The sequence below is a fragment of the Clostridium sp. AM25-23AC genome (assembly GCF_003435125.1).
Lineage (GTDB): Bacteria > Bacillota > Clostridia > Lachnospirales > Lachnospiraceae > Pilosibacter > Pilosibacter fragilis.
This window is the reverse complement of record NZ_QWGI01000014.1, coordinates 13,171-24,616: the sequence shown is the minus strand read 5'-3', so window position 1 is coordinate 24,616 and position 11,446 is coordinate 13,171. Positions and strand designations below refer to the sequence as shown.

At 52.0% G+C, this 11,446-nt stretch carries 9 protein-coding genes; all 9 read right to left on the bottom strand.

Translation table 11 applies throughout. The features are described from left to right. Nucleotides 1-22 precede the first annotated feature (22 nt). The 9 genes from DW677_RS09835 to DW677_RS09795 all read right to left on the bottom strand — a co-directional run bounded on the left by DW677_RS09835 (nt 23) and on the right by DW677_RS09795 (nt 11,418). Nucleotides 23-274, bottom strand: a complete 252-nt coding sequence (locus DW677_RS09835; protein WP_015554323.1) for a DUF4321 domain-containing protein — start codon at nt 272-274, stop codon at nt 23-25. Between the two features lie 131 nt (nt 275-405). After that, complete coding sequence (locus DW677_RS09830; RefSeq protein ID WP_015554322.1) at nt 406-1,686, bottom strand: methionine gamma-lyase family protein; 1,281 nt, start codon at nt 1,684-1,686, stop codon at nt 406-408. Beyond that, the gene (gene miaA / locus DW677_RS09825; RefSeq protein ID WP_117471774.1) at nt 1,674-2,651 is read right to left on the bottom strand and encodes a tRNA (adenosine(37)-N6)-dimethylallyltransferase MiaA; all 978 of its coding nucleotides are present in this window, start codon (nt 2,649-2,651) and stop codon (nt 1,674-1,676) included. The genes DW677_RS09830 and miaA overlap by 13 nt, the downstream gene beginning before the upstream one ends. Beyond that, nucleotides 2,651-4,675, bottom strand: coding sequence for a DNA mismatch repair endonuclease MutL (gene mutL / locus DW677_RS09820; protein ID WP_117513525.1), 2,025 nt, complete (start codon nt 4,673-4,675; stop codon nt 2,651-2,653). Before mutL ends, miaA begins: the two co-directional genes overlap by 1 nt. A 97-nt stretch (nt 4,676-4,772) precedes the next feature. Next, the gene (gene mutS, locus DW677_RS09815) at nt 4,773-7,406 is read right to left on the bottom strand and encodes a DNA mismatch repair protein MutS (protein WP_181968338.1); all 2,634 of its coding nucleotides are present in this window, start codon (nt 7,404-7,406) and stop codon (nt 4,773-4,775) included. A gap of 91 nt (nt 7,407-7,497) precedes the next feature. Continuing rightward, nucleotides 7,498-8,928, bottom strand: coding sequence for a tRNA (N6-isopentenyl adenosine(37)-C2)-methylthiotransferase MiaB (gene miaB / locus DW677_RS09810; RefSeq protein ID WP_117567075.1), 1,431 nt, complete (start codon nt 8,926-8,928; stop codon nt 7,498-7,500). 334 nt (nt 8,929-9,262) lie between these two features. Continuing rightward, nucleotides 9,263-10,504, bottom strand: a complete 1,242-nt coding sequence (locus DW677_RS09805; protein ID WP_021904356.1) for a glutamate-5-semialdehyde dehydrogenase — start codon at nt 10,502-10,504, stop codon at nt 9,263-9,265. Between the two features lie 85 nt (nt 10,505-10,589). Beyond that, the gene (locus DW677_RS09800) at nt 10,590-11,213 is read right to left on the bottom strand and encodes a 5-formyltetrahydrofolate cyclo-ligase (RefSeq protein ID WP_117513527.1); all 624 of its coding nucleotides are present in this window, start codon (nt 11,211-11,213) and stop codon (nt 10,590-10,592) included. Then, nucleotides 11,191-11,418 carry a DUF896 domain-containing protein gene (locus DW677_RS09795; RefSeq protein WP_015554317.1) on the bottom strand — a complete coding sequence of 76 codons (228 nt, stop codon included), beginning with the start codon at nt 11,416-11,418 and terminating at the stop codon, nt 11,191-11,193. The genes DW677_RS09800 and DW677_RS09795 overlap by 23 nt, the downstream gene beginning before the upstream one ends. Between the last annotated feature and the right edge of the window lie 28 nt (nt 11,419-11,446).

The window sequence follows — 11,446 nt, the reverse complement described above, 5'->3', positions numbered from 1 at the left end:
ATACGGCAGATGTCCCCTTTTCCTACAGAAAATGGTAAATTAAAATTGCAATGATCACGCCGATGATGCTCGCCATCGTGATCCGGATGCTGAGTCCGAACGTGATCACGAGGATCCCGAGGTTAAGGATCAGTGGATCGTTAAGACCAAAGGATTCTCCAAAATTCAACCAGGAAAGTCCCGGCACCTTCGCTGTCATCTCCCCGATAAAGCCTCCCAGAACGATTCCGGAAAGCAGAAGGAGAAGCAGCGCCCAGGAACTTTTACTCTTCATACTGTTTCATTCCTCTCGATCGCTGGAACTGCGCATGATCGTCAGTCCCGGCGGCTGTTTGTTTCGCCTATGCAGGAAATTTTAGCATATTTCACGCCCAAAAACAATGAGTTAAGAAAAAGTTCACACTCTTACAGTGTCACGATCCCTGCATCCACTAACTTCTGAAGGGACATTAAGATACCGAGCTTCGCATGATACCATGTGAGTCCGCCCTGGAAGTATACCGCGTACGGCGGCTTGATCGGACCATCTGCGGAAAGTTCGATTGAGGACCCCTGAACGAACGCTCCTGCTGCCATGATGACATCAGAATCGTATCCCGGCATCGCCCACGGCTCCGGAGTCACGAAGCTGTCCACCGGCGCTGCCGCCTGGATGCCCTCGCAGAACTTGATGACGCCTTCCGGTGTTCCGAAGGTGATGGCCTGGATGATATCGTGACGACTCTCAGTGCCGTTCGGAACGACGCCGAAGCCCAGCTTCTCGTACACGTTTGCTGCGAAAATCGCGCCCTTTAATGCACCCGCAACAACGGTCGGAGACAGGAAAAGTCCCTGGTAGAGAGACTGGCTGACACCGAGGCTGGCACCAACCTCTTTTCCGAGACCCGGAGCTGTCAGGCGGTATGCCGCCCGCTCCACGCAGTCCCTCCGTCCGACGATATAGCCGCCGATCGGGGCAAGTCCGCCGCCCGGGTTCTTAATTAAGGAACCGACGATCATGTCCGCTCCCACATCTGTCGGCTCCATCTCCTCCACGAACTCGCCGTAGCAGTTATCTACCATGCAGATCACATCCGGCTTGATAGACTTGATAAAGGAGATCAGCTCGCCGATACGCTTTACGGATAAGGTTGGTCTTGTGGCATATCCCTTGGAGCGCTGGATCTCGATGAGTTTTGTTCGCTCATTGATAGCTTTTTTGATGTTCTCAAAGTCGAAATCACCGTTCGGAAGAAGATCCACCTGGCTGTAGGTAATGCCGAACTCCTTTAAGGAACCGACAGAATCACGGATTCCGATGACTTCCTCTAAAGTATCGTACGGTTTTCCTACCGGGGAAAGGATCTCATCACCCGGGCGGAGATTTCCGGAAAGAGCAATGGTAAGCGCATGGGTTCCGGAGATCAGCTGTGGGCGGACAAGGGCGTCCTCGCCGTGGAATGCCTTCGCATAGACTTCCTCCAACGTGTCACGTCCAAGGTCATTGTAGCCGTATCCCGTAGTTCCGGCGAAATGGATATCGCTGACTCTCGCCTCCTGCATGGCTTTAATGACCTTTAACTGATTGTATTCTGCTGTCTTATCGATGGCCTCGAAACGGTCGTGCAGGCTTTTCTCGATCTCTCTTCCATAATTTAAAACCTTCTCAGAGATTCCAAGCTCTCCGTACATCTTTATAAGTTCCATGATTTCTCCTTTTTTCTAACTGCCATAATGTTTCTTTCGCGCAGATCCTCAAGCATCCACACGAGGATCTTTTCTCTATCAAAATCAAAGTTTCCCTGATCCACCCAGGTAACTTCTTTTTCTCTCTTAAACCAGGTGAGCTGGCGCTTCGCGAAGTGTCTGGTGTCGCGCTTAATGATGTAGACCGCCTCATCTAAGGAGATCGTTCCATCCAGGGCATCCAGGATCTCTTTGTATCCAAGCCCCTGCATGGACACCATATCTCTCGTGCAGCCCATCTCCTTCAACTTTTCCACTTCCGCCAGCAGGCCGTTCTTCATCATGAGATCCACCCGCAGGTCGATCCTCTGATACAGGCGTTCGCGATCCATGTTCAGTACATAGTAAGCGAAGTTGTATGGCGATTCTTTCTGCCGCTCCGCCTCGTTATGTTCGGATATCTTTGTCCCGGTTTTCTTGTAAAACTCCAGGGCGCGGATTACACGCTTCACGTTGTTCTCGTGGATCGCCTCTGCGGACTCCGGGTCCACTTCCTTTAACATATCGTGAAGGCAGGACGCGCCTTTTTCTGCCGCCAGACACTCCAATTCTTCCCTGTATCCCGTATCACTGTCATTTTCCGTAAAATCGATATCGTTCACCAGTGCCTGGATATAAAAGCCGGTGCCTCCAGCGATGATCGGGATATGTCCGGCGGCGTAGATCTCCTCCATGGCCTGCTTTGCGAGTCTCTGGAAAACGACCACGTTAAATTCATCCCACGGATCCAGAACATCGATCAGGTGATGTCTGACACCGTCCATCTCCTCCTTCGTCACCTTTGCGGAACCGATATCCATGTGGCGGTACACCTGCATGGAATCGGCGCTGATGATCTCGCCGCCGACCTTTTTCGCGAGTTCCACCGACAGGGCGGTCTTTCCGGACGCCGTCGGCCCGGTGATTATGATCAAAGGCTTTTTCATTATATGATCCTCTTGAATTTCTTTTCCATCTCATATTTGCTGATCGCGACGATCGTCGGTCTTCCGTGCGGGCAGTTATATGGATTCTCCAGTTTTAACAGTTCATCGATGAGCTTATCCGCTTCGGCGAAGGACAGCTCGTTGTTTCCCTTTACCGCCGCCTTGCAGGACATGGTGGCGATCCGGTCGTAGATGGACTCCACATTCTTTCCCATACTCTCATCGGAGAGTCCGTCGATGAGTTCCATCAGAAGGTCCTTTTTCGCCAGGGAGAACAGATTGTCCGGCACCGCCCGCACCGCGTACTCGTTTCCGCCGAAAGGCTCGATCTCGAAGCCAATGTCCGTAAACACCTTCATGTGGCGTTTTAAGAGATCCGCCTCCTGTAAGGAAAGTGTCAGGATGATCGGCGGGCTCACGAGCTGGGAGGTGTATTCCCTCGTCTTTAGGGACGCGAAGTTCTTCTCGAAGAGGACCTTCTCGTGGGCGGCATGCTGGTCGATAATGTAGAGACTGCCGTCGTACTCCACAAGCCAGTAAGTCTCGAAAACCTGACCGATCAGACGGTGGCGCTTTCTCGCGGTTTCCGAGAGAAGGCGGTTGTCGAACATCTCCATCTGCTTAGGAGGCGCTTCCTTCTTTGCCAGAGGTGCTTCTTTCTCAGCCGGGACCGCTTTCTTCGCAGCCAAAGCCGCACCTGTCGTCTCCGGAGCTTTCTCTTCCAAATCCGCAGGCATCGCTGCCGCTCCTGTCTCGTTTGGCTGCTGTGCCTGTGCGCGTTCCGGCGGCAGTTCCCTTGTCAGCGGTTTCGGCGGCAGGATCCATTCGCTCTTCTGCTTCTTCTCCCCGTAGGCCGGTCGTTCCTCGCGGATGCCCATGGCTTCCATGCGCCGGTGCTCAAAAGGTTCCGGACCGCGGGCGTTCTTTACGGGCTCACTCATCCCGCTTCCCGGGATCGGATTTCCCGCCGCGGCAGTCTCTTTTTTCTCAAGCTCGCGCTCTTCCCGCTCCGACATGAGGCTCACGTTCGGAATCAATTCTTTCCCGGAAAGGGCGTCCACCACCGCCTGGCAGATCACCCGGTACATGTTCTCACCGTCCTTGAAGCGAAGCTCCATCTTTGACGGATGTACGTTCACATCGATAAACTCCGGCTCCACGGTGAGGTGCAGCAGCGTGAAGGGATATTTGTGCTGCATCATATAGCTCTTGTACCCGTCCTCGATGGCCTTGGACACGAGTCCGCTCTTAATGTACCGCCCGTTGATGAAATAATTCTCAAAATTTCTGTTTCCCCGGGCGATCACCGGCTTTCCGATAAATCCGGAGATCTTCACGATTCCGTTTGACACCTCCACCGGGAGAAGGTTTGCCGCGATCTCCCTCCCGTAGACGGTGTAGATAATGTCTTTCAGGTTGTGATTCCCCGAGGTGTGGAGACGGCTCTGGTTATTCACGATAAGCCGGATGGAGATCTCTGGGTGGGACAGGGCGATCTTTTCCACGAGATCTGTCACGTGTGCCCCTTCCGTGGTCTCCGTCTTCAAAAATTTCCGTCTGGCAGGTGTGTTGAAAAAGAGGTTCCTGGAGATAAATGTGGTTCCGTCCGGCGCACCGATCTCCTCAAGGCCTTTCTCCTCGCCGCCTTCGATCCTGTATCTGGATCCCGTGAGGCTGCCAGAGGTCTTTGTGATCAGTTCCACCTGAGAGACGGCCGCGATACTGGAAAGTGCCTCGCCACGGAATCCAAGGGAAGAGACCGTGAGCAGATCTTCCGCTGTCCGGATCTTACTGGTGGAGTGGCGAAGAAACGCTAACGGAAGCTCTTCCTTCTTGATCCCGCATCCATTGTCCGTGATCCGGATAAACCCGATACCGCCCTGACGGATCTCCACGGTGATCGCCGTGGAACCGGCATCAATGGCGTTTTCCATTAACTCTTTCACCACGGAAGCAGGCCGCTCCACAACCTCTCCCGCAGCGATCTGGTTGATCGTACTCTGATCCAGCACCTGAATCGGCATAGTCTCTCTCCCTCTCTTTCATATTTTACCCTCGCTGGTATTTGTCTTTCATGCCGTTTCATGCGAAAACCCGCACCCACAAGGTTTTTTCGTATCATTACTGCCAGCGGTTCTTAAGCTTCGTCTGCAGTCTGTACAGCGTATTCAACGCATCGATCGGGGTCATGCTGGAAAGCTCCAGATCCCCGAGTTCCTTTATGATATCGTCATCCTTCACCGTATCGAAGATCGACATCTGGTTGAGATCCACCTCGTCCGGCTTTGCCACCGCCTTGTGCTGCGGGGACGCACTCATCTGGGCGATCTCCTTTGCCTGGGCCGTGATGTCGGCACTGGCAAGCTCCTCCACGAGTTCCTTCGCACGGGCGATGACCGGCTCCGGTACTCCCGCAAGCTTCGCTACCTGGATTCCGTAACTCTTGTCTGCTCCGCCCTTTACAATCTTTCTGAGGAACACGATATCGTCCCCCTGTTCCTTAACGGCGATACAGTAGTTGTTAACTCCGCTTATGGTTCCCTCAAGTTCCGTGAGCTCATGGTAATGAGTCGCAAACAATGTCTTCGCGCCGAGGATCTTCGGGTTGCTGATGTGCTCGATGACCGCCCAGGCAATGGACAGGCCATCGAAGGTACTCGTACCTCGGCCGATCTCATCGAGGACAAGAAGACTGTTCTTTGTGGCGTTTCTCAGGATATTCGCCACCTCTGTCATCTCAACCATAAACGTACTCTGGCCGGAAGCCAGGTCATCGGAGGCGCCGACTCTCGTAAAGATCCTGTCGCAGATTCCAATGTTAGCCTCGTCCGCCGGGACAAAGCTTCCGATCTGTGCCATGAGGACGATGAGGGCTGTCTGTCTCATATAGGTGGACTTACCGGCCATGTTCGGTCCCGTGATGACGGAGATCCTGTTCTTTCCATTGTCCAGATATGTATCGTTTGCGACAAACAGACTGTCCTTGATCATCTTCTCAACCACCGGATGGCGTCCGTTCTTGATGTTGATAACGCCTTTTTCGTTGATCTTCGGCTTCACATAGTTATTTCTCATGGACACCGTGGACAGGGATGTGAACACGTCAATGCCCGCAATAGCCTTCGCGGTACTCTGGATCCGCAGGACTTCCGCCGCGATCTGATCACGCACGTCGCAGAACAGGTCATACTCTAAGGTGTAGAGGCGGTCCTCCGCGCCCATGATGATGTCTTCCAGCTCTTTCAGGCGGTCTGTGGTGTACCGCTCTGCGTTTGTCAGCGTCTGTTTACGGATAAAGTACTCCGGAACTAAGTCCTTGAAGGAGTTCGTCACCTCAAAATAGTAGCCGAACACCTTGTTGTACTTGATCTTCAGATTTTTAATCCCTGTCTTTTCCTTCTCCTCCGTCTCAAGATCCGCCAGCCATGCCTTCCCCTCAGTCTTCGCCTTCCGGTACTTGTCGGCTTCCTCGCTGTATCCGTCCTTGATGATGTTTCCCTCGCGGACCGTGATCGGCGGCTCGTCGACAATGGAGCGGTCGATCAGCTCATAGAGGTCCCGGAGCGGGTCCAGGTCCTCATTCATCTTTTTTAAGAGCTCGCAGGAGAATTCTCCGAGAATATCTTTGATATACGGCAGCATCTCCAGGGAATTCTTAAAGGAGAGAAGGTCTCTCGGGTTCGCTGTCTTGTAACTGATGCGGCCCATGAGGCGTTCCAGGTCGTAGACGGAATTTAAGTATTCCCGGATCTCCTCCCTGGAAATATAGTTCATGTTCAGTTCCTCGATGGCCTGCTGACGGCGCTCGATCTCCTCTTTATCGATCAGCGGCTGTTCAATAAAAGAACGGAGAAGTCTCGCTCCCATGGCCGTCTTTGTCTTATCGAGAACCCAGAGCAGGGATCCGCGCTTCTGTTTTTCCCTTAAGGTATCAACTAACTCCAGATTTCGTCTCGTGGAGGTGTCGATCATCATGAACTGACCTGTCGTATACGGTGTGATCTTCGTCAGATGGGACAGGTCATTCTTCTGCGTCTCATAGAGGTACTGAAGAACAGCACCGGAGGCGATCATTCCGTTCTCGTAGTCGCCCAGGCCCAGTCCTTCCAGACTCATCACATGGAAGTGCTCTTTTAAGATCTTTCTGCAGTCATCGTCCGAGAAAAACCTGTTTTCCAGGGCGGTCACGGCAAAATGATACCGTTCTTTTAACTCATCCATGTCCAGCCCGGACATAAAGAGTGCCTCGTTGCACACGAGCTCCGACGGTGTGAACTTATTGATCTCATCAAGCAGTGCCCGCTCGCTCGTCACTTCTGTAACAAAAAAATCGCCGGTCGTAATGTCGACCGTCGCAATTCCGTAATTGTTTCCAGTATACACAACCGCCATCAGGTAGTTGTTCTTTGTCTCATCCAGGGCCTGGGAGCTCGTGATGGTTCCCGGTGTCACAACGCGGATGACTTCGCGCTTTACGAGGCCCTTTGCGAGCTTCGGGTCCTCCATCTGCTCCGCGATAGCGACCTTATAGCCTTTCTGGACAAGTCTCGTGAGATAACCTTCCACCGCGTGGAATGGCACACCGCACATCGGTGCCCGCTCTTCCAGGCCGCAGTCCTTTCCCGTCAGTGTCAGTTCCAGTTCTCTTGAAACCGTCTTGGCATCCTCAAAAAACATCTCGTAGAAATCACCCAACCGGTAAAAAAGGATACAGTCCGGATACTGTTTTTTTGTTTCGAGATAATGTGTCATCATTGGTGAAATCTGTCCCACGTCTTTTCTCCTATTCCTTAACATGCCCACAGCGCCCGAAGCACTCGGCTCCGGGCGTCACATGTGTTTCATCTTATTTTACAAGAGATCCCATATAGTAGAATCCCTTTGCCTCGTCCAAGGAGACATCAACGATCTTTCCGATCAGAGATGCGTCTCCAGCGAAATGTACGACTGTGTTGTTGGAAAGTCTTCCTGTCACAAAGCCTGCCTCGTGAGTATCGATCTCCTCCACAAGGACTTTTTGTACTGTTCCCTCGTGGCGCTTTACGACCTCAGCCGCGATGTCCTGGACCTCCTTAAGCAGGCGGTCGAAACGGTTCTTTACCACGTCCTCCGGAACCTGGTTTGGCATAGCAGCCGCCGGTGTTCCGGTACGTTTGGAGTAGATGAAGGTGAAAGCACTGTCGTAACGCACTTTTCTCACCACATCCATGGTCTCCTCGAAGTCCTCCTCTGTCTCTCCCGGGAATCCCACGATGATATCGGTGGTCAGGGAAATATCCGGCATCGCCGCACGGAGCTTCTCCACCAGGGCGAGGTACTGTTCCTTCGAGTATTTGCGGTTCATCCTCTTCAAGATCTCACTGCTGCCAGACTGAAGCGGAAGATGCAAATGGCTGCAGATCTTTTTGGAGTTCTTCATGGTCTCGATGAGTTCATCGGAGAGATCCTTCGGATGAGAAGTCATGAAGCGGATCCGCTCAAGTCCCTCGATCTTTTCCACTCTTCTCAGGAGTTCCGCAAATGTGATTGGCTGTTCCAGGTTCTTTCCGTAGGAGTTGACGTTCTGTCCCAGAAGCATGACTTCCACGACACCGTCAGCTACAAGACCCTCGATCTCCTTGATAATATCTTCCGGCTCTCTGCTTCTCTCGCGTCCGCGCACATACGGCACGATGCAGTAGCTGCAGAAGTTGTTGCAGCCGAACATGATGTTGACACCAGATTTGAACGGATACTTTCTCTCGATCGGGAGTTCCTCCACGATCTCGTTTGTTCCTTCCCATACATCGACCACCATCTTCTTCTCCATGAAGCGCTCGTAGAGCAGCTCCGCAAGCTTGAAGATATTGTGGGTTCCAAAGATCAGGTCCACATGGCGGTAGCTCTTCTTGATCTTTGCGACTACCTCCGGCTCCTGCATCATGCAGCCGCAGAGGGCGATCATCATATCCGGGTTCTTTCTCTTTACACCGCTTAAATATCCAAGGCGGCCATAAACCTTTAAGTTCGCGTTCTCACGAACGGTGCATGTATTGTAGAGGACGAAATCTGAATTCTCATCGGTTCCCTCCTCATAACCGGCTTCCTTTAAGATTCCAAGGAGTTTTTCGGAGTCTCTGGCATTCATCTGGCACCCGAAGGTGTTGATAAAACAGGTGAGCGGACGGCCTTTTTTCGCGCTCTCCGCCTCCACGAGCTTCTTCACCTGTTCCATAAAGTACTGCTGTCTCGCAGGTTCCTCTGTCGGGGCACCTGCGATAATATTTTTATCTGTCATTCTGATATTTCTCCAACTATTTTTATAAACCTTTATGTTCAGCCGTTCTCTTTTTGGCATAAACGTCCCTGGCTGAACTGTCCTGAATGATTATACCCAAGATTCCCCGAAAATGCAACCTTGTTGTTTTGTAGCTATTCAGTACCTTCATAGTTACGTGCAAAAATCCATTCCAGATCAGCTTCGCTGATGGGATTTTTGCCTTCCAGCCTATGTTTTCTTACGGTCAGCGCAGCAAGTGCGCAGACCTACTGAACAGTTACGTTGTTTTTTACTTCTCCGCCCATGACCAACGTCAGCGGAAATCCGCCGGAATGCTTTACAGCCTGTATTTCTATTTGCGGATCTGTCCATCCCCGTAAATAATATACTTCGTGGATGTCAGCGCCAGAAGTCCCATCGGTCCTCTCGCATGGAGCTTCTGGGTGCTGATACCGATCTCAGCGCCGAAGCCGAACTCAAATCCGTCAGTAAATCTCGTGGAGGCATTGACATAAACTGCCGCCGCATCCACCTCATTTAAGAATTTCTGGGCGTTCTCGTAGTCCTTTGTCACGATGGCCTCGGAATGTCCCGTATTGTACCGGTTGATATGGGCGATAGCCTCATCCACGGAGTCCACGATCTTGCAGGAAAGAATATAATCCAGGTACTCTTTTCCCCAGTCTTCCTCTGTGGCCGCCGTAAATTCCGGCACGATGGAGCGGGCCCCCTCGTCAGCGCGTATCTCCACGTTTTTCTCATCGAGACGCTTTTTCATCAGCGGCAGGAATTCCTTTGCGATCTTTCTATGTACCAAGGTGGATTCGCAGGCGTTGCAGACACCGATCCTCTGGGTCTTCGCATTAAAGATGATATCTAACGCCATATCGAAATCCGCGCTCTCGTCCACATAGATATGACAGTTTCCGGTACCCGTCTCGATCACCGGAACCGTGCTGTTCTCCACAACGGTACGGATCAGACCTGCCCCGCCTCTCGGGATCAGGACATCGAGATATCCGTTCATCCGCATGAACTCTCTCGCGGTCTCATGGCTTGTGTCCTCAATCAGGGAGATGGCATCCTCCGGGATTCCTTCCTTCTTTAAACCATTCCTGATCGCTGTGACGATGGCTTTGTTGGATTCCAGCGCGTCGCTGCCGCCGCGAAGGATCACAGCGTTTCCCGTCTTAAAGCAGAGCGCAAAAGCATCTGCCGTAACGTTCGGTCTCGCCTCGTAGATGATTCCGATAACACCGAAGGGCACCCGTTTCTGGCCGATCAAGAGTCCGTTCGGGCGCCTCTTCATGGAGATCACCTCTCCCACCGGATCCTCGAGACCTACGACCTGGCGCATGCCCTCCACGATTCCCTCGATCCGCTTGTGGTTCAGCTCCAGGCGGTCCACAAGTCCCGGAGCCATTCCTCTTTCTTTCGCTTTTGCGACATCCGCCGCGTTGGCTTTTAAGATCTCATCCTCTTCATCCAAGATCTCCTGGGCCGCAGCCAGAAGTCCCGCGTTCTTTAAGTCTGTCCCCATTTTTCCGAGGATATAGGAAGTTTCTTTTGCTTTCTGTCCGATTTCTATTAACATGACTGTTTCCTCCCTGATTTATGAGCCTGATCATGCAATGTATCATACGGTATTTTCGGTCCAAAAAATATCAGTCTGTATGTTGTTACTTAATGCTGCACCGGATCACCCGTTTTTCTGTCACGATCATATCCACGCTCTTGTCATACGGCTCCGCCGGGAGCTCATGAAGGATCTGGAACTCGTATGCCAGGGCAATGGTCTTATGACCGGGATGCGTCTCCAGATACCGGTCATAATATCCGCCGCCTTTTCCAAGGCGGACGCCGTTTTCCGTAAATCCCATGCCCGGCACCAGGATCGGTGCTGTCGAAAAAATATACCTGGATTTCTGATGAAATTCCTGGTCCATCTTTTCCGAATGGTACTCTTCTGCGCTCCGGCATCCGTTCTTAGGCTCCATAATGTGAAACGCGCCCTCAGTGAGATCATCCTCTGAGTCAGTCACGAAAAACTCCATCGTCTCACCCATGACTCTTGGAAGGCAGACAATGCATTTTTTCTTCCAAAGCTCTTTTAAGATCTCCGCAGTCCCAGTCTCCCAGTTTAAAGACGCATATCCGTAAACTGCCCCGGCATCAGTGACCGCGGGAAGAGTCAGGACCCGCTCCGCGATCTGGCGGTCCAGGATCTCTTTTTCTTCCTCCGGCAGTAACCTTAACTGGCCTCGTATTTCTTTTCTAAGATCAGCTTTCTGTTTTTCCAACATTTCCGTATTTCTTTCCAAGATCTGTCACGGAGCCATCCTTCTCAACGATGGAGATATTGTTTAAATGGCCTCTGAGGCTCGCCTTGATATCGGCAACATACTGTTTTCTCAAAGCTGCCTGTTCCTCTTTTTCCGCGTCCGTAAGTCCTACGGCCTGGGATTTATGGTAAAGCTCATTGATTCTGTCGATCTGTTCCTGTTTCATATTTGTTTCTCTTGTCCTCTCAGTTTCT

Bases quoted from the DNA above. Each gene is read 5' to 3' on its own strand.
- DW677_RS09835 (WP_015554323.1), bottom strand. From the start codon at position 274: ATGAAGAGTAAAAGTTCCTGGGCGCTGCTTCTCCTTCTGCTTTCCGGA.
- DW677_RS09830 (WP_015554322.1), bottom strand. From the start codon at position 1,686: ATGGAACTTATAAAGATGTACGGAGAGCTTGGAATCTCTGAGAAGGTT.
- miaA (WP_117471774.1), bottom strand. From the start codon at position 2,651: ATGAAAAAGCCTTTGATCATAATCACCGGGCCGACGGCGTCCGGAAAG.
- mutL (WP_117513525.1), bottom strand. From the start codon at position 4,675: ATGCCGATTCAGGTGCTGGATCAGAGTACGATCAACCAGATCGCTGCG.
- mutS (WP_181968338.1), bottom strand. From the start codon at position 7,406: ATGATGACACATTATCTCGAAACAAAAAAACAGTATCCGGACTGTATC.
- miaB (WP_117567075.1), bottom strand. From the start codon at position 8,928: ATGACAGATAAAAATATTATCGCAGGTGCCCCGACAGAGGAACCTGCG.
- DW677_RS09805 (WP_021904356.1), bottom strand. From the start codon at position 10,504: ATGTTAATAGAAATCGGACAGAAAGCAAAAGAAACTTCCTATATCCTC.
- DW677_RS09800 (WP_117513527.1), bottom strand. From the start codon at position 11,213: ATGTTGGAAAAACAGAAAGCTGATCTTAGAAAAGAAATACGAGGCCAG.
- DW677_RS09795 (WP_015554317.1), bottom strand. From the start codon at position 11,418: ATGAAACAGGAACAGATCGACAGAATCAATGAGCTTTACCATAAATCC.